18 protein-coding genes and 1 pseudogene are annotated in these 25,502 nt (G+C 60.1%); 11 read left to right on the top strand and 8 right to left on the bottom strand.

The genetic code is table 11. The features are described 5' to 3' along the window. The first annotated feature begins 123 nt into the window (after positions 1 to 123). Positions 124 to 479, top strand: a pseudogene (locus tag ACZ6J2_RS15595) (hypothetical protein). 174 nt (positions 480 to 653) lie between these two features. Beyond that, positions 654 to 1,211: a YceI family protein gene (locus ACZ6J2_RS15590; RefSeq protein ID WP_409245464.1), complete on the top strand. Its 558-nt coding sequence runs from the start codon at positions 654 to 656 to the stop codon at positions 1,209 to 1,211. Here the strand turns inward: ACZ6J2_RS15590 and ACZ6J2_RS15585 are convergent. Genes ACZ6J2_RS15585 through ACZ6J2_RS15575 form a run of 3 tightly spaced genes read right to left on the bottom strand, consistent with a single transcriptional unit; the run spans position 1,203 to position 3,056 of the window. Then, positions 1,203 to 1,994, bottom strand: coding sequence for an anti-sigma factor family protein (locus ACZ6J2_RS15585; protein WP_471726136.1), 792 nt, complete (start codon positions 1,992 to 1,994; stop codon positions 1,203 to 1,205). The two genes, ACZ6J2_RS15590 and ACZ6J2_RS15585, sit on opposite strands and share 9 nt — an antisense overlap. Beyond that, positions 1,991 to 2,521, bottom strand: coding sequence for a sigma-70 family RNA polymerase sigma factor (locus ACZ6J2_RS15580; RefSeq protein WP_471726135.1), 531 nt, complete (start codon positions 2,519 to 2,521; stop codon positions 1,991 to 1,993). The genes ACZ6J2_RS15585 and ACZ6J2_RS15580 overlap by 4 nt, the downstream gene beginning before the upstream one ends. A 7-nt stretch (positions 2,522 to 2,528) precedes the next feature. Beyond that, on the bottom strand, positions 2,529 to 3,056 hold the full coding sequence (locus tag ACZ6J2_RS15575; protein ID WP_471726134.1) for a tetratricopeptide repeat protein: 528 nt from the start codon (positions 3,054 to 3,056) through the stop codon (positions 2,529 to 2,531). Positions 3,057 to 3,817: 761 nt separating this feature from the next. On the opposite strand from ACZ6J2_RS15575, the gene ACZ6J2_RS15570 reads away from it, so the two are divergent. The 7 genes from ACZ6J2_RS15570 (at position 3,818) to nudI (ending at position 20,103) form a co-directional block, all read left to right on the top strand. Continuing rightward, the gene (locus ACZ6J2_RS15570) at positions 3,818 to 13,864 is read left to right on the top strand and encodes a BapA/Bap/LapF family large adhesin (RefSeq protein ID WP_471726132.1); all 10,047 of its coding nucleotides are present in this window, start codon (positions 3,818 to 3,820) and stop codon (positions 13,862 to 13,864) included. Positions 13,865 to 13,945: 81 nt separating this feature from the next. Next, positions 13,946 to 15,349: a TolC family outer membrane protein gene (locus tag ACZ6J2_RS15565; RefSeq protein WP_471726130.1), complete on the top strand. Its 1,404-nt coding sequence runs from the start codon at positions 13,946 to 13,948 to the stop codon at positions 15,347 to 15,349. Then, the gene (locus tag ACZ6J2_RS15560) at positions 15,346 to 17,544 is read left to right on the top strand and encodes a type I secretion system permease/ATPase (protein WP_471726129.1); all 2,199 of its coding nucleotides are present in this window, start codon (positions 15,346 to 15,348) and stop codon (positions 17,542 to 17,544) included. The genes ACZ6J2_RS15565 and ACZ6J2_RS15560 overlap by 4 nt, the downstream gene beginning before the upstream one ends. Positions 17,545 to 17,554: 10 nt before the next feature. Further along, entirely contained in the window at positions 17,555 to 18,724 is a 1,170-nt protein-coding gene (locus ACZ6J2_RS15555; protein WP_086374946.1) for a beta-barrel domain-containing protein, read from the top strand. 251 nt (positions 18,725 to 18,975) lie between these two features. After that, positions 18,976 to 19,275 carry a type II toxin-antitoxin system RelE/ParE family toxin gene (locus ACZ6J2_RS15550; RefSeq protein ID WP_033146338.1) on the top strand — a complete coding sequence of 100 codons (300 nt, stop codon included), beginning with the start codon at positions 18,976 to 18,978 and terminating at the stop codon, positions 19,273 to 19,275. A gap of 10 nt (positions 19,276 to 19,285) precedes the next feature. Then, the gene (locus ACZ6J2_RS15545; protein ID WP_033146339.1) at positions 19,286 to 19,633 is read left to right on the top strand and encodes a HigA family addiction module antitoxin; all 348 of its coding nucleotides are present in this window, start codon (positions 19,286 to 19,288) and stop codon (positions 19,631 to 19,633) included. A 44-nt stretch (positions 19,634 to 19,677) separates the two neighbouring features. Further along, entirely contained in the window at positions 19,678 to 20,103 is a 426-nt protein-coding gene (nudI, locus tag ACZ6J2_RS15540) for a nucleoside triphosphatase NudI (RefSeq protein ID WP_471726128.1), read from the top strand. Here nudI and ACZ6J2_RS15535 read toward each other — a convergent pair. Continuing rightward, a complete protein-coding gene (locus ACZ6J2_RS15535; protein ID WP_471726126.1) occupies positions 20,075 to 20,806 on the bottom strand; it encodes a helix-turn-helix domain-containing protein in 732 nt (243 codons plus the stop codon). The genes nudI and ACZ6J2_RS15535 overlap by 29 nt on opposite strands. Positions 20,807 to 20,902: 96 nt before the next feature. Here ACZ6J2_RS15535 and ACZ6J2_RS15530 point away from each other — a divergent pair, with 96 nt between their 5' ends. Further along, positions 20,903 to 21,322 carry a nuclear transport factor 2 family protein gene (locus ACZ6J2_RS15530; RefSeq protein WP_471726124.1) on the top strand — a complete coding sequence of 140 codons (420 nt, stop codon included), beginning with the start codon at positions 20,903 to 20,905 and terminating at the stop codon, positions 21,320 to 21,322. 2 nt (positions 21,323 to 21,324) lie between these two features. On the opposite strand, the gene ACZ6J2_RS15525 is transcribed toward ACZ6J2_RS15530, so the two are convergent. The 3 genes from ACZ6J2_RS15525 to ACZ6J2_RS15515 all read right to left on the bottom strand — a co-directional run bounded on the left by ACZ6J2_RS15525 (position 21,325) and on the right by ACZ6J2_RS15515 (position 24,018). Continuing rightward, positions 21,325 to 21,843 (bottom strand): DUF6622 family protein, encoded by a 519-nt coding sequence (locus tag ACZ6J2_RS15525; protein ID WP_471726123.1) that lies wholly within the window; start codon positions 21,841 to 21,843, stop codon positions 21,325 to 21,327. Between the two features lie 85 nt (positions 21,844 to 21,928). Further along, positions 21,929 to 23,110: an aminotransferase-like domain-containing protein gene (locus ACZ6J2_RS15520; RefSeq protein WP_471726122.1), complete on the bottom strand. Its 1,182-nt coding sequence runs from the start codon at positions 23,108 to 23,110 to the stop codon at positions 21,929 to 21,931. A gap of 20 nt (positions 23,111 to 23,130) precedes the next feature. Further along, the gene (locus ACZ6J2_RS15515) at positions 23,131 to 24,018 is read right to left on the bottom strand and encodes a LysR substrate-binding domain-containing protein (RefSeq protein ID WP_471726121.1); all 888 of its coding nucleotides are present in this window, start codon (positions 24,016 to 24,018) and stop codon (positions 23,131 to 23,133) included. A gap of 97 nt (positions 24,019 to 24,115) precedes the next feature. On the opposite strand from ACZ6J2_RS15515, the gene ACZ6J2_RS15510 reads away from it, so the two are divergent. Beyond that, on the top strand, positions 24,116 to 24,718 hold the full coding sequence (locus ACZ6J2_RS15510) for a short chain dehydrogenase (protein WP_023308908.1): 603 nt from the start codon (positions 24,116 to 24,118) through the stop codon (positions 24,716 to 24,718). Here the strand turns inward: ACZ6J2_RS15510 and ACZ6J2_RS15505 are convergent. After that, positions 24,712 to 25,446, bottom strand: coding sequence for a class I SAM-dependent methyltransferase (locus ACZ6J2_RS15505; protein WP_471726118.1), 735 nt, complete (start codon positions 25,444 to 25,446; stop codon positions 24,712 to 24,714). The two genes, ACZ6J2_RS15510 and ACZ6J2_RS15505, sit on opposite strands and share 7 nt — an antisense overlap. Positions 25,447 to 25,502 lie beyond the last annotated feature (56 nt).

Genomic DNA, 25,502 nt, shown 5'->3' with positions numbered 1-25,502 from the left:
CTCAGGCGAAATATCCCTCATCAGGGCACATTGATCTCATTACAGTTTTTTCCTAAAGCCATCCCGTTTCGCCTGTGCCATGCTGAATCACGCTCATAACCGATAACGTTAAATGAGGATATTATGAAAAAAACAATTATCGCATTATCTGCCGTTCTGCTGGCTTCCCCAGTATTTGCTGCGACCACACATGCAACTGACGATACCGTCGCTGCGGCGAACGCAAACGCCAACGAGGCGAAGCAAAAACTGCACGAAGAGCAGAACAAAGGTGAAGAGCTGAAGCTGAAACAGAAGCATGCTGCGGAAGGTAAAAGCGAGAGCCTGGGCAGCAAAGTCAGCGAAGATTCCCAGAAAGCCTGGCATAAAACCAAACAAGGCACCGAGAAGGGTGGGATGCCACCAAAGAAGGCGCTGAGAAAGGCTGGAACAAAACCAAAGAAGGTGCCAGCGAGCTGGAAAAGAAAGTCACTGAGTAATCCCTTCGAAAGGCCGCGCAAGCGGCCTTTTTTATTCCCCGCAGCTCTGCGTTCTCAAGGCTACACTTGTCACCAGGTCCGGTTATCGCGCTCCGGTTGAAATAACGTCAACAAAGCCGAATAGATCCCGGGGGTGACGCGTTTACTCCCTGCCCCCCTAAAAGAGATCCTGAGATGCTTCGACGCCTGGTGATAGTGCTTGTTTTGATTTGTCCGTGGGCGACGGCTGCCCCGAAGAGCTACATAATTGACACCGATAACACCACTATTCGGCTGTCGTGGCATGCCTTTGGCGGCATCCTCTCCTGGGCGACGTTCAGCGGCGTGACGGGCGCCGTGACGCTCAACCCGGAAAATGACGTCGACGACCATATTCACGTCACCATTCCCGTAGCGACTCTCGTAGCCTCAAACAAGCTGCTCACCTGGCAGCTGAAAAGCGATATGTTTTTTGAATCCGAGCGCTACCCAACTATCGAGTTCATCAGCTCTCGCGTGGTTGCCCAGGGCGACGGGCGGTTCAGGGTGTTCGGCACGCTAACCGTACGGAACATCGCCCGTCCGGTGCTCCTGGAGGCCGTCGTGAAAGACCCGCACGCGCAGGCCCTCACGCTGGATGCCACGACGGCGATCTCGCGCGCGGTCTACGGGATGGATAAGTTTGCGCTGGTCGTGGACGATCGTATTGCCATCGCTATTGCGATTCAGACGAACTACGTGCCGTCATCCTGAGATGAGGCGCTGTAGCTGCTCCGCGTTTCCCCGCAGGTGAGGCGGCGGGTTGCGGCCAATCAGGACAAACTGGTAGCCCGCCTCCTGCCACCACGCCAGGTTCATGCCGTGCCGCTGTTCCTGGCGCAGAGAGGCAGTCGTATTCTCATCTACAGGAGAGATACAGAGCGCCATCGGGCCGTAGTCGGCGTTGATCCAGGCAATCTGCGCGATCGAGGTGGTTTCATAGCGCAGCATTCGCACCATTTTCAGCTCTGCCCCCTGCAGGACAAGCTGTGACATGTGCAGCTTGATGCCGATGTCCTGCGCGGCTCGTTCCAGCCCGCGCTGCAGGACCGGCGTTGCGCTGTCCATATCCAGCAGCGTCTCAACGCTGTACAGGGACATATATTGCGCTTCGAGGTCGCGAATATGGGCGTTCTCATCCGCTGGCGCGGAAGCGGGCCGCAGCAGGTAGCCCAGCCCGGATCCGACCATCAAAAAACTGACCGACGCGGCGATCAGCGCCCGCCTGCTGACGCCAGAAGGCGTGGAGGATTGTGGATCGGGAAGTGCCGCCAGACGCGCCTGCATTCTCTCCAGAGGTGCCTCATCCAGCAGGGGGGCAAACGCCCCGGCGAAATCCTGGCAGCTTTTCATCAGTTCGGCGGTTCGCCCGGAGAGGCGTTCGTCACTTTTCAACTGTTCTTCAAATTGCTGCGCGTCGGCGCGGCACATCTCGCCATCTATCCATGCCACGATAGCGTCGTCGTTATAGGGCGGTGCAAAACGGTGCGAGTTCAAGAGCGTTTCTCCTTTGCCGGAGGCAATGCGTCAGCGGACCTTGCAAGCCGAGCCCGTGCCGTCGCCAGCCGGCTCATCACGGTACCGATAGGCACCGCCAGAGTGTCCGCCGCCTCCTGGTAGGTAAAGCCTTCGACATAAACCAAAAATACCGCGTTGCGCTGGGCTTCAGGCAGCGCGTTAACGCGCTGCATCACCTTCAGATAATGCAGACGCGTCTCATCCTGTTCGCGGGTGTCCGGCGCCAGAAGCTCGTCGCTGGCCACAAATCCCTGCCCCTGACGCACGTGTCGTGCCCGAAGCTCAGAGATCCAGATAGAGTGCAGTATCGCGAACAGCCACCTGTCGATGCGCGTGCCCGGCGTATACTGGCTGCTCCGTTCAAGCGCACGCACGCAGGTGGACTGAACCAGCTCTTCGGCGATATCCCTGTTTCGCGACAGCACCAGCCCATAGCGCCAGAGACGCGGCAGGTGTGCGGCTAACTGTTGACGAACCTCACTGGTAGCGATGTGTTTTCCCTCCACGAGAAAATCAGGATTCCGGATGCCCGTTGATGGCGGCCTGCAGGTCACGGTACTCCTCGCAGGACTGGCCACAAATACCGGCAATCACCTTCAGCTGTTCTTTCGCGAGGTCAGGACGTCCTTTTACCATCCACGCTTCACCGAGGTATTCCCGGGCTTTGGCATAATCCGGTGCGATAGCCAGCGCGCGCTGGTAGTAACCAATCCCTTCGTCCGTGCGGCCAAGCTTGCGCGTGGCGAACCCGCGATAGTTCCACGCTTCAGCCGTATTGCCATTTTTCAGCGAATCAAGCAGGTTCAGCGCCGCCTGATACTCGCCTTTCTTCGCGAGATGGTACGCGTAGTTGGTTTTGTCCTGGTCGCTGAGGCTGCTGTTCTTGTCCGGCACGCATTTCTGGGTGGCGCTGTCATACACCTGTCCGGAAGGACAATCGGGCGTTTTGCTCTCGGTACTATTATTGCCCATTGCCAGCGCCAGGGGGGACAGCAGGGAAAAAATCAGCACCGGGATCAAACGAAACGAGGTCGTGTTCATATAAAGCTCCAGGGTAAGAAGGAAGTGACGTCAGTAAACGCCCGACTGACGATTTTTATTCATTCTCCCCGTGAATTTTTTGCTGTCGCAAAATCATGCTGACGTCGTAGCCCCAGTGGAAATAAATCAGGTTATTTTACCCTTTACTTAACGCTATTATTTTCGCGTGATAGCAGAGTTTTAAGCCTGCATAAGAATATATTTTATTGTGTGGGTGACATAATATATCTTATATCAAAAACGTTACCTTAACTTAAATGCATATTAAGCGCGCTTAAACAATAACGTTTTACATTATATTAAAAATATCCCCTACCAATTATCATACTGCGTAAATCATATTCAGAATCAACGTCACAGGTTAAAACTAAAACCATATAAAACAAAAGGTTGAGCCAATTAAATTATTAGCCACCCCAATACATTAATGCCCTCTTCATTGTTTTGGCACTTATTTACGAAAGCTTAATTTGCACAACCTTCGTTTTCTGTCTATATCATTTTTATATTCTAAAAAATAATTCCTCTATTAATTACAGGGTTTTACACGATACAAAACACCCATAAAAATTGTTCACTTTTATAAGTCATTAGATTCGCTCTGATGTTGCCACTCTGAATTCTGGCGGGCATCGTGCGCGCTAAAAACAACGGTCAGTGCTGAGTAATAACAGCGACTGCGCCGGGGGCGCCCTTTACCTTCTGCAGAGATGGCTCGTCTTGCTCGCCGTTCATGATACATCTGCTGGAGTAATGCCTAAATGAGCCAAATCTCTGTTATATCGAAACTTACTGGCGTGGAAACGACCTCGGAAGGCACACAGGTTACCCTGAGCCATTCCTCTATCGTTGAGCTTCATGTCGAGCGAGCGAGCGTCTCCCACTTCGCGCGAAACGGTAACGATCTGCTGGTTACGCTGCACTCCGGCGAGGTGATCACCCTTAAAAACTTCTACGTCACGGACGCGCAGGGCGTGAGCCAGCTGGTACTGCAGGACAGCAACGGCGCATTATGGTGGATTGAAGATCCGACCGGAGCTGCCACGTACGAATCCATCGCGTCTACGGACGTGCTGCTTGCAGCCTCCGGGAGCGACGCCGGTGGTGCCGCCATCTGGCCATGGGCACTGGGCGGCATTGCCGCCGCGGGCGGCATCGCGGCGGCGGCAAGCGGTGGTGGTGGCGGCAGTAACAATTCGGCCGATGCGGATACGACAGCACCGAACGCGCCTTCCGGCCTTAAGTTCTCTTCAGATGGCAAAACCGTCACCGGTACCGCTGAACCCGGCAGTACCATCACGCTGAAAGACGCGAACGGCAACGTCATTGGCACAGGAACAACGGGCAGCGACGGCAGCTTTACCGTCTCTCTCGGCACACCGTTGACCAACGGCGAGCAGGTGACCGCCACCGCGACGGATAACGCCGGGAATACCAGCCCGGGCACAACGCTCAACGCGCCGGACACCACCGCGCCCGATGCGCCAGCAATCACCAGCGTCACGGATGATATCGCCCCGCAGACGGGGGCAGTCAGCAACGGCGGCAGCACCAACGATCAGCGCCCGCAGCTTACCGGCACCGGCGAAGCGGGCTCGACCGTGACGATCTATGACGGCGGAGTCGCCATTGGTACAGCGGTCGTCGCCAGCAACGGCACCTGGACCTTTACCCCGTCGGTTGACCTGAGCGAAAGTACTCACCAGATTACCGTGCGGGCAACCGACGCCGCCGGCAACACCGGGCCAGCCTCGCCGGTGTTTACCCTTACGGTGGATCTTACTCCGCCGGACGCGCCGAGCGCGATTGTGCTGACCGACGATACGGGCCTTATCAAGGGAACCATCACGTCGGTCGCGCCTACCGATGCTTCACTGCCGATCCTCGCGGGAACCGGCGAGCCCGGCGGAACAATCACCATCTACGATAACGGCGTGGTGGTTGGCACAACGACGGTGTTGCCCAACGGCACCTGGAGCGTCACGCCGAACGGCCCGCTCCCGGACGGGACACACTCCATAACCGTCACTGAAACCGATGCCGCAGGAAACCTGAGCGCAACCTCAGAGCCCGTCATCTTCACCGTGGACACCACGCCGCCGTCTGCCCCGGGTAATCTCGAGGTTTCGAATGATGGCGGCACCATCAGCGGCATCGCGGAAGCTGGCAGCACGGTGACCATCCGTGAAGGCAATGTCACCCTTGGCACTGTTGTTGCCGACAGCGAAGGGAACTTTAGCCTGACGCTGACCCCGCCGAAGCTCAACGGCGAAATCCTGACCGCTGACGCCACCGACACGGCGGGCAACACGGGGCCCGCAACCTCCGCGGCGTCACCGGACATTACCCCACCGCAGACGCCAATTATCGTGTCGGTGATGGATGACGTGCAGGCCACCACCGGCCCCGTGGGCCAGAACGGCCTCACCAACGACCGGGCCCCGACCGTGAACGGGACGGGCGAAGCGGGCTCGACCATCACGATTTATAACGGCAGCGATGTCCTCGGTACGACGGTTGTTCCCTCCTCCGGCCTTTGGAGCTTTACGCCGCCCGCACCGCTGACCGATGGCACCTGGGTGCTGACCGCGAAGGCGACGGATCCCGCCGGTAACCCGAGCGGGTTATCAGACCCGTGGACAATTAACGTCGACGGCACGGCACCTGGCGCCCCGGTGATTTCACAAGTCGTGGACGATGTTCCCGGTCGCACCGGCTCGCTCGACATTAATGAGACCACTAACGACGCCACCCCGACGCTCAGCGGTACCGCCGAAGCAAACGCGACGGTCACCGTGCGCGTGGACGGTGTTGCTATTGGTACGACCATCGCCAATGGTCTTGGCGTATGGATCTTTACGCCTTCCTCGCCTATCGCCGAGGGCCCCCACGCCCTGACCGCCGTCGCGACCGATGCGGCAGGTAACACCAGCGGCGTCTCCAACACCTGGACTCTGACGATTGACAGCGTCGCGCCTGCCGCCCCGGTCATTACCCAGGTGCTGGATGATGTGCCGGAACGCCTCGGCGCGCTCAACCCCAACGACAGCACCAACGACACCACGCCGACGCTCAACGGTACGGCTGAACCTGGCTCAAGCGTCACCATCCGCCTGGATGGCACCGATCTTTTCACGGTCCTGGTCGACGACAATGGCACGTGGACCTATACCCTCACCACGCCTCTTGGCAGCGGGCCTCATACCTTTACCGTTGTTGCCACCGATGCGGCGGGTAACACCAGCCAGCCGTCAGGCGGCTTCACCCTGACCGTCGATACCACGCCGCCAGCGGCGGCAACCATCGTCACCGTGACCGATGACGTCGGCGGCGTTCAGGGCACGCTCAGCAGCGGCGATACCACGGATGACACCACACCGCTGCTGCAGGGCACCGCCCCGGCTGATGCGGTGATCACCGTCTATGACGGCGCCACCCTGCTCGGCACCGCCACCCTCGACGGCAGCGGAGGCTGGAGCTTTACGCCCGTTACCCCGCTCACCGACGGCCCGCATTCGCTGACGGTTCACGCCACCGATGCCGCAGGCAATACCACCATCTCAAGCCCGTTTGTATTGACGGTGGATACCGTCGCGCCTGCCACGCCGGACGTACCGGCCATCACCGTCAATCCTGACGGAACAGCAACAACGCTGAACCCGGGCGAAACCACCCGCGATACCACGCCAACCCTGAGCGGTACCGGCACGGCGGGCGATACCGTGACGATCTACAACAACGGCGCCAAAATCGGCGACGCTGTCGTGGACAATACCGGCAGCTGGTCGTGGACGCCATCAACCCCACTGCCCGGCGGTACCTATGACATCACCCTGACCGTCACCAACGTGGACGGCACGGGCAACGAAAGCGCCCCGTCGCAGCCGGTAACCATCACCATTGATACCGAAGCGCCGGCTACGCCTGCGGTACCGACCGTCACCGACAGCGTCACCCAGATCACCGGCCCCGTACCCGATGGCGGAACCACCAACGATCCGCGCCCGGTCCTGAGCGGCACCGGCACGCCGAACGACGTCATCAACATCACTGACACCGTCAACGGCATATCGACCGTCGTGGGCACCGTCACGGTAGACAGCAGCGGCAACTGGAGCTGGCGTCCTGGCAGCGACATTGCCGAGGGCAGCCACGCCTGGACCGCCACCGCCACCGATGAAGCGGGCAACGTCTCTGACCCGTCGCCAGCGATTACGATCGTCGTGGATACCCTGGCGCCGGCTACGCCGGTGATTAGTGCAGTGGGCGGTGAGCCTAACGGTGGCTTTACCACCGATACCACACCGACAGTGGGCGGAACCGGCGTTAACGGTGAGACGGTGATCGTCTACAACAACGGCGTCGAAGTGGGCCGTGTCGTGGTGGCTAACGGGGAATGGAACCTGACGCTTCCAACGCAAACGGACGGTCCGCTCAACATTACCGTGGCGGGCGTGGACGCAGCGGGTAACGTCAGCGCGCCGAGTTCGGTCTTTACCGTTACCCTCGATACCGTTGCGCCTGAGATCCCCGTCATTAGCGCCGTAGCTGACAGCCAGCTGTCTAATAACGTGCTCTACACGAAGGACGGCACGCCAACTCTTACCGGGACCGGTGAACCCGGTACCACGGTTATCGTTTCCGTAGACGGCACGCCATCTACCGTGCTGGTGACGGTCCAGCCGGGCGGCACCTGGAGCTGGACTGCCGACACGACGCTGTTGGATGGCCCGTATACCTTCACCGTCTCTTCCCGCGACCCCGCGGGTAATCTCTCTGGCAGTTCAGCGCCGCTGAGCGTAACGGTAGACACCGTCGCCCCGGCAGATCCGGGCAACATGCTGCTGGCTGATGAAGGAACACCGCTGACCGGTACCGGTGAAGTGGGAAGCATCATTACCGTGACAAACGGTTCCACGGTCATTGGTACCGGCGTTGTCGGCAGCGACGGCAACTTCTCCATTGCGCTGAGCCCGGCGCAGCTGGATCCGACCACGCTGACCGTGACCGCTACGGATGCCGCAGGGAATGCCAGCGCGGGCGTGCCTTTTGTCGTCACCGACTCGTCGCTCGAGCTGCCGCAGGTGCCCGTCATCACGGCGATCGTCGATGATGCAGACCCGATTACTGGCGATGTGAAAGGCAAAACCACTAATGACACCACGCCAACGCTTACCGGTACGGCCGAAGCGGGCAGCCTGATTACCATCTATCAGGACGGTAGCGCGACGCCATTGACGACGGTGACCGCCGACGGCAGCGGCAACTGGAGCTATACGCCAGCCGCACTTGGCGAAGGGCTGCACACCTTTGAGGTGACGGCGACCCTCAACGGCCAGACCAGCGGCCGCTCTCCGGCGGCCAGCGTCACCGTCGACCTCACCGCACCGGGCACGCCAGCTATCGGCGCGGTGATTGACGACGTCGGTCCGGGCACCGGACCGCTGACCAGCGGCCAGACCACCAACGACAACCAGCCGACCCTCACCGGCACCGGCGCGGTCGGCGATACCATCTCCATCTACAACAACGGCGTGCTGCTGGGGACCGCGGAGGTCGGCAATACGGGCACCTGGAGCTACACCACGCCCGTCCTGACTGAAGGCAACCATATCCTGACCATCCGCGAGACCGATCCGGCGGGGAATCAGAGCGGTCCTTCGGCGGGCTTCACCGTCGTGGTGGACTCCGTTTCCGCCACGCCGGTCATCACCAACGTCACGGATAACGTCGGTAACGCCGCCACCACGGTGGTCAGCGGCACCGAGACGAACGACGCCACGCCAACCCTTTCGGGGACAGCGGACGCAAACAGCGTGGTGACCATTTTCGACGGCGGTACCCAGATTGCCGTGGTAACGGCTGACGGCACCGGCGCGTGGACGTTTACTCCTGACACCGCGCTCGGCGAAGGCTCGCACAGCTTCACCGTCCGGGCGACCGATCCGCTGGGCAACGTCAGCGCGGTCTCAGCTCCCTGGAGCGTGGTGGTTGACCTGACGGCACCGACGGTTCCGACGCTGGATAATGTTAACGACAACGTCCCTGGCGGCGTCCAGGGTAACCTCACCAGCGGCCAGGTGACCAACGATAGCACCCCGACCATCAGCGGCACCGGGCAGGCGGGTAGCACGATTCACATCATGAATAACGGCACGCAGATTGGCACGGCGATCGTTGACGGCAGCGGGAACTGGTCCTTTACGCCGACCGCGCCGCTGGGCGACGGCAGCTACTCCCTGCGCGCGTATGCAACGGATACCGCAGGCAACGCCTCGGCTAACTCATCGGTCTTCGCCTTTACCATTGATACCGCAGCCCCCGGCGTACCGGTGGTGACCAGCGTGATTGACGACGTCGGCCCGGTCACCGGGGCGCTCACGTCGGGTAACAGCACCAACGACGCGCGCCCAACCTTCAACGGTACGGGCGAGGTGGGTTCTACCGTGCACGTGATTGTTGATGGCAACGAAATTGGCACTGCGGTGGTGAATGCCCAGGGCAGCTGGACCTTCACCCCGGGTACCGATCTGGGCGAAGGTCTACACGCCATCACCTTCAACGCCACCGACGTGGCTGGCAATACCGGCAGCACGACGACACCGTTTAACCTGACGGTGGATACGGGCGTGCCGTCGGCGCCGGTCATTTCGACCGCGGGTGACAACGCGGGCAGCATTCAAACTCCGCTCTCTTCCGGGCAGAGCACCGACGACACCACGCCGACGCTAAACGGCACCGCGACCGCCAACGCCACGGTCACCGTGTATGAGAACGGGCAGCCGGTCGGCACCGTTCAGGCGGACGGTACCGGCGCATGGAGCTTTACGCCGTCAACGCCGCTGGCCAACGGCAGCCATACCTGGACCGCCACGGTCACCAATGCAGCGGGCAACGTCAGCCTGAGCTCGCCGGACTTTACCCTGATTGTGGATACCACCGCACCGAACGCGCCGGTTATCAGCCAGGCGATAGACGACGTGGGCACCATCACCGGCCCGCTTACGTCCGGGCAAACAACCGACGATACGGTACCGCGCCTTGTCGGAACCAGCGAACCGTTTGCCACCGTGAAGATCTATGAGGGAACTACACTTGTCGGAACGGGCACCGCGGATGGCAACGGAAGCTGGAGTATCTTGCTCAACACCACGCTGACCGCTGGCGCGCACAGCTTCACCGCGCAGGCGACGGATGCGGCAGGCAACACCAGCGTGTCGTCCACCAGCTTTAACCTCACCGTCGACACCACGCCACCTGCGCTGCCGGTGCTGACCAGCATTCTGGATGACGTGGGCAATGCGGCGACGCCGGTGGCGAACGGCGGGTTCACCAACGACACGCAGCCAACCCTCAGCGGTACGGCGGAAGCCGGGTCAACGGTAAAAATCTTTGATAACGGCGTACAAATCGGCAGCGTGACGGCGACCGGCGGGGCGTGGAGCTTTACGCCATCCCCGGCGCTGGGCAACGGTCCGCACAATTTGACCTTTACCGCCACCGATGCGGTGGGTAACGCCAGCGCGCCGACCGCCGGGTACGTGATTAACGTCGATACCCTCGCGCCGGGCGCACCGGCCATCATTTCAGTGATTGATGACGTCGGCAGCGTTACCGGCCCGGTGACCGGTACGAATCCGACCAACGACACGCGCCCAACGCTGAGCGGAACCGCCGAAGCGAATGCCACGGTGCGGATCTACGATGGCATTACTCTGGTGGGTACGGTGACCGCCGACGGCAGCGGCAACTGGACCCTGCCGCAAACCACCACGCTGGCGCAAGGCACGCATAACTTCACCGCCACGGCCACCGATGCGGCGGGCAACACCAGCGTGGCGTCAGCCGTGACGACGATTATCGTCGATACGACCGCTCCAACGGCGCCGACCGGGACCTTCAACGCCGACGGTAGCGTCCTGACCGGGACTGCGGAAGCAGGCAGCACCGTCGCGATCCGCCTTGCGGACGGCTCGACGGTCACCGCCATTGCGGGCAGCAACGGCACCTACACCTACACCTTCATTAACAAACAGACCGAAGGCCAGACGCTGCAGATCACCGCCACCGACGCCGCGGGCAACACCTCGCTGCCGGGCTCCGCCCTTGCGCCGGTGGTGCCGCTCTCCGCCAGCAATAACGTCGAAGAGCTGAACCTCAGCACCACGGCAACCGTGACCAACAGCCAGTACAGCGATTACGGCTTCCTGCTGGTCGGCGCCGTCGGCAACGTCCTGACGCTGCTGGGCAATGATACGGCCCAGGTCAACTTCACGGTGGGCAGCGGCGGCAGCGCGGATATCGTGGTGAACGCCAACGCCACGGGAGCGGTGCTCTCTCTGCTCAACACCCTTGAACTGGTGGTTCAGCATTACGTCAACGGCGCCTGGACCACCGTGGTGGACACCGGCCAACCGCAGTTTGCCGATCTCCTGACCCTCGGCGCAACCGGCGTCTCGCTGAACCTGACCGGGCTGGCCGACGGCAACTATCGCGTGCTCAGCTACAACACCAACCTGCTGGCAACCGGCTCCTACACCAGCCTCGACGTGGCGGTGAAAGAGACCGGTCCGGGTACGGTCACGGGCGAAACCAGCCTCAACGGCAACGTGATCCTCGATACGGACCCGACCGCCGGCAGCGACAACGCGCCGGCCGGAACCACTATCTCCGCGGTCACTAACGCCCAGGGCGTCACCACCAGCGTGAACGCCGACGGCACGGTGATTCAGGGCAAATACGGTACGCTGACCATCAACCGCGACGGCAGCTACACCTACAACCTGACCGACACCAGCGCCGCGGTCGTTGGCCGGACGGAGAACTTCACCTACACCATCACCCATAACGGCGTCAGCGCGTCGGCGCAGCTGGTGTTGTCTCTGGGTGCAGGTACGGTAATCAACGGCATTGTGGCGGTGGACGATACGGCCTCGCTGACCTTTGACACCACCGTGAGCGAGATTAATAACGGCGCCTCGTCTCAGAACGGTTTTACCCTGGTGGGCATTAATCTCGGCAGCACGCTGGGGCTTAACCTGCTGGACGACATGACCAACCCGATTATCTACAACGTGGAGGAAGGCACGACCCGCACCATGACCATCCAGGCCTCCGTGGGCGGCGTGGCGCTGGCGTCGGTATTCGATCTGTACGTCTATAAGTTCAACAACGCCACCCAGACCTTCGAGCAGGTTCGCGTCGAGTCGGGCTGGCTGCGCGCCCCGCTGCTGGGTGGCACGTCATCCCAGCTGACGCTGAATCTGCCGGCCGGGGAGTACCTGTTCTTACTCAATACCGCATCGGGGATCGCCGTCCTGACGGGCTACACGCTGAGCGTCCTGCAGGATCATGTCTACAGCGTGGCGAGTATCAGCGAAACCACCACGGGCGACGTGCTGGCGAATGACCCAGTTCCTCCGGGCACGTTGGTCACCGAAGTGAACGGCGTGGCGGTCAACAGCAGTGGAACCACCACCATTCAGGGGGAATACGGCACGCTGACCATCAATTCGTCCGGACAGTACACCTACACCCTGAGAAGCGGAGTGGGGGCGGACCATATCAGCACGCCGGATACCTTCGTCTACACCGTTACCGCGCCTGACGGCTCGAAGGATACGGCATCGCTCAACATCACCCCAACCCCCCGGGCGATGGATGCGGTGAACGATGTCAGCGCCACGATGGACCTCACCTCGGTGCACCACACGTCGGCATACTCGGATACGACAGTGGGCACCGCCAGCTGGACGACGGCCCTGCTCTCGTCAACCCAGGGCTCCGGCAGCGGAACCTTCGTGGTCGACGCGAACACCGCGCTGCACAACGTGTCGCTCCACTTTAACGTGGCCTCGCTGCTGGCGCTGGGCGGGCTGACGGTAAACTGGTCCATCAGCGACGGCTCGGGCGTGATACGCAGCGGCTCCTTCAGCGGCGGCTCACTGCTGGGCGGCAATATCGACATCCCGCTCACCGGGCTGGATCTGAACGCCGGGACCTATACGCTGAACTTTACCGGTAGCGTACCGGGGCTGAGCGTGGGGAACATCACCATCACACCAAGCGTGAACGGCACCACCTACTCGCTGAGTGATTTCGACGTCACCGGCAGCCACACCGTCAACGGCAATATCTTTGACGGCACCGATTCTGGCGGCGTGCTGGATCAGCTCCACTCGGTGGATACCCGTCTGAGCGTGACCGGGTACAACGGCGTGACCACCACGCTGGATCCGTATACCGGCAGCGCAACGGTGAACATCACCGGCCATTACGGCGTCCTGGCGATCGGCGCTGACGGCCATTACACCTATACCCTCAACAGCGGGGTATCGCTCTCATCCATGACGTCGAAGGAGACCTTCAACTACACACTGACCGACTCTACCGGGAGAACGGACAGCGCCACGCTGACCATCAATATGGCGCCGCAGTTCATCAGTTCGGAACATAACGACGCCATCACCGGTACGGCCTACGGCGATACGCTGATTTACCAGGTGCTGAACAGTACGGTGGGGAATGCTACGGCGGGTAACGTCAGCAGCACCGCGGGCGATCACTGGACCGGCTTCTCGCTGGCGCAGGGGGACAAAATCGACATCGGCGATCTGCTGGTGGGCTGGAACGGTAGCGCCGCGACGCTGGGGAATTATCTCCATGTCACTAATAGTAATGGCAATACCGTGATCTCCATCGACCGTGACGGTGCGGGAGGCACCTACACTAATACCACGCTCGTTACGCTTGATGGCGTTCAGACCACCTACGACGAGCTTGTTAACCAGCAACACATCATTACCTGATAGCACCTGTAGTACCTAACCCGGGCGCACAGCGCCCGGGCATAAATAATAAAGCCGTACTCTTTTTAATAGGGACATGACATGGGAATGAAGATGCCTCATTGGTGGCTCTCGTGCTGCCTGATATCTGTGCCCGCTCTCTGCGCGAACCCGGCGGCAATCATCAATACCGGGCAGCTTCGCGAAACGCAGGAACTCCCCTCGCTCAATGGCCGCGTCGCACCTGCGGCTGGCAAAGCCGCCCCCGGTTCGCTGCAGCTTGGCGATGCCGTCAACCGCGCCGTCACCTGGCACCCGGCCATCAGCGAAGCCGTGGGAAAACTCTACCAGCAGAGCGAAGAGGTGGACGTCGCTAAATCAAAATACTATCCGCAGATTAATGCCGGCGTGGACAACGGTTTTTCCCATGACGGCGATCAGAACGGCTTTACCCCGTCGCTGGTGCTCTCTCTCTCACAGATGCTCTACGACTTTGGCAAAGTGGACAGCCAGGTGCGGGCCGAGAGCGCGGGCGTTGCCCAGCAGCAGGCCAACGTGCTGGTGAGTATCGACACCATCGCCCACGATACCGCCATCGCCATGGTGCAGGTGCAAACCTGGCAGCAGATGGTCGAGACCGCTAAAGAGCAGCTCGACGCCCTCTCCTCCATTGGCACGCTGACCCGCCAGCGTAACGACGAAGGGGCCACGTCGCTTTCTGACGTGGTGCAAACCGATGCCCGTATCGAAGGCGCGCGCGCCCAGCTGATGCAGTACCAGGCCAGCCTGGACAGCGCCCGCGCCACGCTGATGAGCTTTCTCGGCTGGAACAGCCTGAACGCAATCAGCAATGACTTTCCGCAAAAGCTGGGCCGGAGCTGCGACATTGCCGAGCCGGATGACCGTCTGGTGCCCGCGGTACTTGCCGCCTGGGCGCAGGCTAACGTCGCCCAGGCGAACCTCGATTACGCCGACGCGCAGATGACGCCAACCGTCTCGCTGGAGCCGGAGGTGCGTCACTACATGAACGATCGCTACGCGGGGAGCGAAACCCGGGATCGCACCCAGTATTCCGCATGGGTGAAAGTGCAGATGCCTCTCTATCAGGGCGGCGGCCTCACCGCCCGGCGTAACGCTGCCGGACACGCGGTGGAGGCGGCGCAGTCCACCGTTCAGCGTACGCGCCTTGACGTCCGCCAGAAGCTGCTGGAAGCCCGCAGCCAGGTGATGAGCCTGCAAAGCACGCTGCAAATCCAGGGTCGCCAGGAAGCCCTCAGCGCCCGCACCCGCGAACTGTACCAGCAGCAGTATCTCGATCTCGGCTCGCGCCCCCTGCTCGACGTGCTCAACGCCGAGCAGGAGGTCTACCAGGCACGCTTCACCCAGCAGCAGACCCTCGGTCAGCTGCACCAGCTGCAGCTCAACTGCCTGTATAACACCGGGCAGCTGCGTCATGCGTTCGATCTTGATAACCGCACCATCCAGACCGTGGAGATCCAGCCATGAAACAGCGTGATATCCCGCAAGGTGAAAACATGACGGATGAGGCGCTGGCGCAGTGGGCGCAGGCCTTCGGTTTTGTCGCCACGCGCTACCGCGTCGCCTGCTCGCCCGGCGCGCTGATCGCAGGCGCGCCGTGGCTGAAAGGCAAACCGATGGTGCCCGCCCTCACCCAGCTGGCCCGCGAAGCGGGGCTGTCGTTTCAGCTCCTTACCGACGATCGGCAGGCGATCAACAGCTGGCGTCTGCCGGTGGTGGTGGCGATGCATGACGGCAGGATCGGCGTGATCGAGCATTTCGACGGGGACGATACGCTGGAGGTCAGCTTTTTCGACGATGAGACCTACACCAACCGGCTGTCGATGACGGCGATGCTGCCCGCTATCCGCCACGTCATTGCCCTGCGTCCACTCGCCGCACTGAAGGACAGCCGCGTGGATGCCTATATCTCAAAATACCGCCCGGACTGGCTCTACCGGCTGGTGATGCGCGACCTGCGTCCCTATAGCTGGGTCATGCTGGCCGCCCTCTTTATCAACGTGCTGTCGCTCTCCGGGATCGTCTTTTCCATGCAGGTGTACGACCGGGTGATCCCCGCGCAGTCCTACCCGACGCTTTACGTCCTGACCATCGGGGTGCTGATTGCCACCCTGTTTGGTTTTGTGCTGCGCGTGGCGCGCGGGCACATTATGGATCTGCTCGGCAAGCGCTCGGACATGCGCGTTTCGGATCGCGTCTTCGGCCACGCGCTGCGGCTGCGCAACAGCGCAATCCCCCGCTCCACGGGCAGCTTTATCTCTCAGCTGCGCGAGCTGGAGCAGATCCGCGAGATGGTGACCTCGTCCACCATCTCGACGATTGTTGATCTGCCCTTTTTTCTCCTGTTCGTGGTGGTGCTGGCAATCATCGCCCCGCAGCTGGCGTGGATCGCCCCGGTCGCGGCGGTGATCATGGTCCTGCCCGGCCTGCTGCTGCAGAAGAAGCTGGCGGAGCTGGCAAAGCAGTCGGCCCATGAATCGACCCTGCGCAACGCGGTGCTGGTGGAGAGCGTGCAGGGGCTGGAGGACATCAAGCTGATGCAGGCGGAAAACCGCTTTTTGCAGCAGTGGAACAGCTATATCCAGATCACCGCGGAATCCGGCCTGCGCACCCGCGAGCTGACGCAGAACCTGATCAGCTGGGGGATGACCATTCAGAGCCTGGTCTACGCCGGGGTGATTGTGGTCGGCGCCCCGATGGTGATCGACGGCACCCTGACCACCGGTTCGGTGGTCGCCGCGTCGATGCTGGCCTCCCGCATGATCGCCCCGATGGCGACGCTGTGCGGTGTGCTGGCGCGCTGGCAGCAGGTCAAAGCGGTAAAAGAGGGGCTGGACAGCATCATGCAGCTTCCCACCGAAAATCAGCGCGAGGAGACGCCGATCCGCCAGGACGTGCTGCGCGGTCATTACCTCTTCGAGCAGGCGCAGTTCCGCTATCAGCCGGACGATCCGCGCATGGCGCTGCGCATTAACCGGCTGGAGATCAGGCCGGGAGAAAAAGTGGCGATCCTCGGACGCAACGGCGCGGGCAAATCGACCCTGCTGCAGGCCATGGCGGGCGGGATGGATCTGGCGGCCGGCGAGCTGCGGCTTGATAACTTCAGCCTGCCGCACCTCGACGTCGCCGACGTCCGGCGCAACGTCGGCTTTATGACCCAGAACGCCCGGCTGTTTTACGGCACCCTGCGCGAAAACATCACCCTCGGCATGCCGCGCGCCACCGACGAAGAGATTTTCGAGGCGCTGGAGCTGACCGGTGCGGCAGGCTTTGTGCAGAAGCTGCCCAAGGGGCTGGACTACCCGATCATGGAAAACGGCGTGGGATTATCCGGCGGGCAACGCCAGTCGATTCTGCTGGCGCGGATGCTGCTGCGCGATCCGAATATTGTGCTGATGGATGAACCCACCGCGTCGCTGGACGAGCACACCGAGCGGGAATTCATCCAGCGTCTGGGCGACTGGCTCGGGCATCGCACCCTGATTGTCGCCACACATCGCGTACCGGTGCTGGAACTGGTGGATCGCGTCGTGGTGTTGAAAGAGGGGATGCTGGTGATGGACGCGCCAAAGGCCCAGGCGCTGAACAACAGCCGTATGCAGCAGCAACAGCAGCAGGCAGCAACCGGACGGGAGTGGAAAAATGAAAATCAGTCAGCGTGACGTGGCGGCAATGGACGATCTGGATAACGCCCTCGACTCCGAAAGCGGCTACACCGGCGCGCGTCGGATCGTGATCTTCTCGCTGCTGATGTTTGTGGTGCTGGGCGTCTGGGCGTGGTTTGGCGTGCTGGATGAGGTGTCAACCGGCTCGGGTAAAGTGATCCCCAGCTCGCGCGAGCAGGTCTTACAGTCTCTCGACGGCGGGATCCTCACCGAGCTGAACGTCCACGAGGGCGATCAGGTGCAGGCCGGACAGGTGCTGGCGCGGCTCGATCCGACGCGTTCCGAATCGAACGTCGGCGAAAGCGCGGCGCGCTATCGGGCTTCACTGGCCTCCAGCGCCCGCCTGTACGCCGAGGTGAACGATCTCCCGCTGAAGTTTCCCCCTTCGCTGGCAAAGTGGCCGGATCTGATTGCTGACGAAACGCGCCTCTACAACTCCCGCCGCGCGCAGCTGGAAGATACCCAGCGGGAGCTGCGCGCCGCGTTAGATCTCGCCAATAAGGAGCTGGCCATCACCCAGCGGCTGGTCAAAACCGGCGCCGCCAGCCACGTGGAGGTGCTGCGCCTGCAGCGGCAGAAAAGCGATCTGGAGCTGAAGCTCACCGACGTACGCTCGCAGTATTACGTTCAGGCGCGCGAGGCGTTATCCAAGGCCAACGCGGAGGTGGATATGGTTTCAGCGATCCTCAAAGGCCGCCAGGATTCCGTCACCCGTCTGACGGTAAAATCCCCGGTGCGCGGGATCGTGAAAAATATTAAGGTCACCACCATCGGCGGCGTGATCCCGCCTAACGGCGAGCTGATGGAGATTGTGCCGGTGGACGATCACCTGCTGATTGAAACCCGCCTGTCACCGCGCGATATCGCCTTTATCCACCCGAACCAGGAGGCGCTGGTTAAAATCACCGCCTACGATTACGCCATTTACGGCGGCCTGCACGGGGTCGTAGAAACGATCTCTCCGGACACCATCCAGGACGAGGCCAAGCCGGAAGTGTTCTATTACCGGGTGTTTATCCGCACCAGCCAGGATTACCTGGTGAATAAGGCGGGCAGGCACTTCTCGATTGTGCCGGGGATGATTGCGACGGTGGACATTAAGACCGGCGAGAAAACGGTGCTGGATTATCTGATCAAGCCGTTTAACCGGGCGAAAGAGGCGCTGAGGGAGCGCTAGTCAATCGCCGGGTGGCGGCTCCGCCTTACCCGGCCTACATACCCGGAGGCCCTTGCAAGCGCAGCGCCGCCGGGTATTTAACCGCACGTCAGAACTGGAACCTACCTCGGAGTATTAATCTTTAGCCATGCATCCCACTTCCCTTCAGCCATCGCCCAGGTAATATTAACCGCAGACAAAAACGCACTTGCGCACAGTGCGGGAGTGCATTACTATTCAATCAGCTTCAAGGACTGGAGCTCAGCACCATTATGATTAGTTATTTTCGGGATCAATGGCTTGAGGATTTTTTTCTTTACGGCAGATCGAGCAATGTTATTCCTGCAAATCTGGAAACAGCGCTTGCGAGAAAGCTCGATATCATCAGGGCAGCAACCTCGCACAGGGATTTGCGATCGCCACCGGGCAATATGTATGAAGCATTGAATCCTCCGCTGAAGGGATATTCCTCAATCCGGGTAAACAGGCAATACAGGCTCGTATTTCGCTGGACAGAGGGTAAAGCAGAAGATCTCTACCTCTCTCCACACAAGTACACGCAACACAAGTGAGGCATCACCTATGACACTTCAACAGGCACTCCGCAAACCCACCACGCCGGGCGACGTGTTGCAGTATGAGTATCTTGAACCGCTCAATCTGAAAATCAGCGATCTGGCGGAGATGCTCAATGTTCACCGCAACACCATCAGCGCGCTGGTCAATAACAATCGCAAGCTTACTGCCGATATGGCGATCAAACTGGCAAAAGCCTTTGATACCACGATTGAATTTTGGCTTAACTTACAGCTGAACGTCGATATCTGGGAAGCGCAATCCAACCCCAGGACGCAGGAGGAGCTAAGCCGTATTAAGACCGTTGCGGACGTCATGGCTAAGCGAAAATCTGGCCAGCCGGATGTAGCCTGATTCGGTAAACACTTCACCTATCAATACTTTTTCAGGAAGAAATCATGCGCCAACGAACCATTGTCTGCCCCATCATCCAGAACGACGGTGCCTACCTCCTGTGTAAAATGGCCAACGATCGCGGCGTGTTCCCCGGCCAGTGGGCTCTCTCCGGCGGTGGAATGGAGCCGGGCGAAACCATGGAACAGGCGCTGCGCCGTGAGATCCGCGAAGAGCTGGGCGAAGCGCTGGAGATTGTCTCGGTTACGCCATGGGCCTTTCGCGATGACATCAGGGTGAAAACCTACGCCGATGGCACCACAGAGGAGATTTACATGATCTATCTGATCTTCGACTGCATCAGCGCCAACCGGGAAGTCACGTTTAATGAAGAGTTTCAGGAGATCGCGTGGGTTAATCCGGAATCGTTAAAAGAGCTGGATCTCAACGCAGCCACGCGTATTACCTTCGCCCAAAAGGGCCTTCTTTAATCACCCACTGCCCCGGCGTTTTACCGGTCCATGCTCTGAAAACCTCAATAAATGCGCTGACGCTGCTGTAGCCGCAGGACAGCGCAATCCACCCTACCGGCTTCCCGGCCGCCAGCCACTCCATTGCCCGCATGACGCGAGCCAGCTGCCGCCAGTTAACAAAGTTCATTCCGGTCTGGGCGCTAAACCGACGGTTGAACGTACGCACGCTCATCCCAGCATGAATAGCATGGCTCTCTACCGTCTGGTTATCATCGACAAACTGCAGCAAATGGCTGACCACGTTCTTCAGACGCGGATCCGTCGGCACGGGCAGAGAAAAGCGAGCCTGGGGCGTCAGGGCAAGCTCATCCAGCAGCAAGGTCAGCTTTCGCGGATCGTACTCGCTCTCTGCATCGCATAAACGGGAAAACAGTGCATGGGTGAGATCGTCGGGCTCGAACAGCGCGGGCGCATCGGGAAGCATTGCGCACCCGGCGGGGTCAAGAAAGATAGCGCAGCCTTCTACCGCACTTTCGGAAAAAGCGGCGTGCTGCCGATCCGGAGGGATCCAGCCGATGTGTTTTGCCGGTACGACCGCTCGCGCCTGCTGCGTCTCAATGACCAGCAGCCCCGTTGCAATGCGCCACAGCTGGCCGGTGCGATGACTGTGCCAGGGCGTTCGGTACCCGCCGGGATGAAGGAGCGTTTCAACACTGACCATATCATTTTGACCGAAAATCGTTATTCTTCGGCGTATTAGAGAAACTGCGACTTCGGCTGTCAAGGATAATGGTGATTCACCACATAAGGAGCCCACATGAGCATTATCACGTCCCTGATAGCCCACACCGACAACGCCGCGCAGCGCGAAAAGATGGCCTGCCTGTTAACCCGCTTATTCAACGGCGATATCGATCCGGCAGAGGTATTTACGCCCGATTACCAGCAGTTTACGGACGGTCACGCGCTTGACTACCGGGGTTTTGTCCAGCATCTGAGCCACGTCAGCTCACAGATCCGCGCAATCGCCTTTACCGTGGTGGAGATAGCCTGTCATGACGAACTTCTGGCTGACCGGCATATCGTGACGGTCACGTATCCCAATGGTCGTCAGGCAGAGATCGAGGTTTACCTGTTTGCCGCGCTGCGTGAAGGGAAAATCTGGCGGATCCATGAAGTCACGCGAGCACTCAGCGGCGATGCTGCAGATCGCACGCTGGCACACGCGACAGAATAACCTTACTCCGCCGGGCGCGGTGCGGCACTGTTATACACCCCAACGTAACGCGCAAATTTCCCGAGAAACACGCCGGCAAACACGCCGCCGGAGACGATCGCCAGCGCGCTCATGGCGGGCTGCTGCATCGTCTGGGGAGAGACCGCGCTCATCACGCCCAGCACATACTTGACGCCGAACGCCAGCATCATAAACGGCAGCGCGGAGTAGTCTGCCTGACGGTAAAGGCTGCGCGGCGCATCTGCCCGAGTGATAACCGCCTGCTTAATCAGGAAATACCCCAGCGCGGCTCCGGCGAAGATCCCCGCCGTCCACAATGCGACAGTTCCGGGCGTCAGCGTGCGGTAGACCACCAGATCGTAGATATCCCAGATTAGAAATATTGCCGGAATGATGGCAAGCCTCTCCAGCGTAACGGTGGCAGGCCTGCGTGCTTTAATGCCGCGAGAGATAAGGAAGATAAACAGCACCCACACCCAGGCGGGCGTGTGCGTAACGACACCGAACAGAAATTCAAACATGGAGATCTCCATGGACGATCGCGGCCCGTGCCGCCCTGAACGCGTATTGCGCATAACGGCAGGAAAGCCATTATGCGCAGGTCTTTTACAGCGATTTTTTCAGGCGTTGAACCGCTTCCTTCAGCTCTTCATCCGTTGGCGTGACAAACGACATACGCAGCGTTGAATGGTCTGGCTCATTGCAGTAGAAAAATTCGCCCGGCACAAATACTACGCCGTTACTTAACGTTTTTTCCAGCCAGCGGGTGGTATTACTACCATTTTTCATATTCGCCCACAGGAACATGCCGCCCTTCGGCTTGTGGAACGACATCACATCACCCAGCTCGGATTCCAGCTCGGTTGCGAACGTCTGGTATTTCTGGCGATAGGCTTCGCGGATCGTTTTAATCTGATCGGCCAGACGACCGGTTTTCAGGTATTCATACGTCATCAGCTGCGACAGCGTGCTGGTGTGCAGGTCGGTGGTTTGCTTAAGGTTTACTACTGCGCGCTTCAGCCATTCCGGCACCAGCACCCAGCCCACGCGGGTTCCTGGAGCAAGAATTTTGGAGAAGGTTGAGGTATACACCACGTTCTCTTCGTTGCCGATATCTTTGGCATGGGCAATTAACGGGCGGAAAACTTCATCGGTATAATTAATTTCGCTGTACGGATCGTCTTCAATAATGACGAAGTCATAGCGCTTCGATAATTCCACCAGCTGTTTACGGCGCGCTTCAGACAGCGTCACGCCGCCGGGGTTACCAAAGGTTGGAACGATATAGACCGCTTTGATAGCTTTCTTTGCCGCAAGGGCCTCAAGTTCGTCGACCTTCATACCGTCGCCGTCGGTGCCAACGGATTCAAAATTCGCCTGCGCCAGGCCGAAGACCTGCAGCGCAGCAAGATAGGTTGGACGCTCAACCACAACGGTATCGCCCGGGTTAATTAATGCACGTGCCAGCACGTCGAGGGACTGCTGTGAACCGGAGGTCACGACCACATCATCCGCCTTGCAGCGGATCCCGCGCCCTTCGCAGATGCGCTGAATTTCTTCCCGCAGCCCCGGTACGCCTTCGGTCAGACCGTACTGAAAGGCCTCACCAAAATGCTGTGATAATACGGCATCAGCGGCAATTTTCAGCCCTTCGTGATCGAACAAGGCCGGGTTAGGAATACCCCCACCCAGCGAAATGACGCCGGCCATTTTGCTATGTTTTAATAATTCACGGATGGCAGATGATTGCAGGCCCTGCGCGCTGCTGGCGAGTTTATTCACAGACATTCTTTGCATACCTTCTTTTTTTATAGTGTGCCCAATCTTAGCAGAATATGGGCGATAAATTCCGTTAGCTTAGGGAGAGGTCGTAAATCCTGACGCCACAGCAAATGCACGGGTCTCGGCGCCGGAATATACGCCTCCAGCACCCGCACCAGCCTGCCGCTTTCCAGATCTTCCGCCACCAGAACCTCCGGCTGCAGCAGCAGTCCCGCCCCGGCTCTCGCGGCCATCCGCAGCCCGTAGCCGTCGTTGCATCTTAAGACCGCATCCCGCTTCCAGCGCACCTCGCCTTCGACGCCCGGCAGCCGCCACTCGTTGCGTGCGGTCCACACGCTGTGGGACAGGCAGAGATGATCCACCAGATCGGCAGGGGTTTGCGGCATACCGTAGCGCGAAAGATAGTCCGGCGCGGCGCAGATCACCATCCGGTAAGGGCAGAGGTATTTCGCCACCAGATCGTCGTTGTGAATGTCGCCAATGCGAATGGCCAGATCGATACCCTCCTCCACCAGATCCACCATCCGGTTGGTGAGATCCAGCTCAATGCGCACCTCCGGGTAGCGTTGTAAAAAAGAGGCCGTAAGCGGCGCGATCGCGCTGCCGCCAAACGAGGTGGGTGCGGTCACGCGCAGGGTGCCGGACGGCGCGGCGCGCAGGCGTTCCACGGCGCTTTCGGCGATCGCGACCTGCTCCAGCACCCGCTTCGCCTCGTCGAAATAGACCCGCCCGGCGTCGGTCAGGCTCTGGCGCCGCGTGTTACGCTCCAGCAGGCGGGTGCCGAGCTGTGATTCCAGCAGCGCAACGTATTTCCCCACCATTACCGCCGACATCTCCAGCCGTGACGCCGCGCCGGTAAAGCTGCCGCTTTCAACCACGGCAATAAAGGTCTCCATGCTGCGAAGCTTATCCATATTCCAAACCTCTGGTTAGCAATCTTCTAACTTTAGCCTAGTTTATCTCCATTTTTATTTATTAAAGAATGAAGGCTCACAACATAAGGAGTCGGCTATGAAAATCGTCATTATTGGTGCCAGCGGTACGGTCGGTCGTGCGGTAACGGAAGAGCTGAGTCGTCGCCACGAGGTCATCCGCGTCGGCCGTACGCAGGGCGACGAGCAGGTGGATATCACCTCGCAGGCGAGCGTCCAGGCGCTGTTTGAGAAAATCGGCCCGGTGGACGCGATTGTCTCCGCCAGCGGTGGCCTTTACTTTGGCCCGCTCGCGACCATGAAGGACAGCGACTTCAACCAGGGCCTGCAGGACAAGCTGCTCGGGCAGGTGCGCCTGGCGCTGACCGGCCAGCATTATTTGAACGAGGGCGGCTCTATTACGCTGATAAGCGGCATCGTGGCGCACGAGCCAATTGCCCAGGGCGTAAATGCCACCACGGTAAATGCGGCGCTGGAAGGATTTGTACGCGCCGCAGCCTGCGAGCTGCCGCGCGGGATCCGCATCAACCTGATTAGCCCGACGGTACTCACCGAATCCGTCGAAACCTACGACGGCTTCTTCCCGGGATTTGAGAGCGTTCCCGCCGCGACCGTGGCGCAGGCCTATCGCCGCAGCGTGGAAGGCGTGCAAAGCGGGCGGGTGTATAAGGTGGGTTACTGAGCCTTACGGGCGGCGATCAGCACCAGCATCGGGCGCTCCGCCTCTTCGGCCAGCGCGGGCCAGGCGTCAATCTGCGCCTGTTCTGGCCCCCACTCGTTGACGTCGCTTATCGTTAATCCGGCCCCGATCAGCGCGTTAAGCGTGGTGCCGAGCGTGCGGTGGTATTTCACCACCCCGTCCGCCAGCCAGTTGCTGACGCGTTTGCCTTCATCCTGATAACGATTAACGCCCCAGAACCGCTCGCCGCTATCGTCGGTCAGCCAGCCCTGACGGGTGGCGCAGGTGTAGATCGGGTGCTCCATTGAGAACACCAGGCTGCCGCCGGGCTTGAGCGCGCGCTGAACCCTGGCGAATAGCGTATCCAGTTCCGGCAGGTAGTGCAGCGCCAGCGAGCTGTAGACCAGATCGAGGCTGTTCTCGTTGAGCTTGAGAGATTCCAGATCGCTACGCTGATAGTGAATCTGTGGGTCAGCGGTAAGCTCCGCTGCGCGGGCGAGCATCTTTTCTGAGATATCGACCCCCGTGACGTCAGCAGCGCCCAGCTCGCGGGCTGCGCGGCAGAACCAGCCGTAGCCGCAGCCGAGATCGACAACCGATTTGCCGGTTAAATCCGGCAGCATGGCCTTAAGCGCAGGCCACTCCGGCGCGCCGTCCAGACCCTGCACCGAGCGTGGAAGCCGGGCATAGCCTTCAAAAAACGCCGGATTGTCGTAGATATTTTGTGCCATGGCAGATCCCTCTTTAAGAATGTGTCTCCCAGTATACGGCATTGCCTGCGGCCTGA

The sequence above is a fragment of the Enterobacter sp. E14S genome (assembly GCF_055666685.1).
The sequence above is the reverse complement of the archived record's forward strand: the minus strand, read 5'-3'. Positions and strand labels throughout refer to the sequence as shown.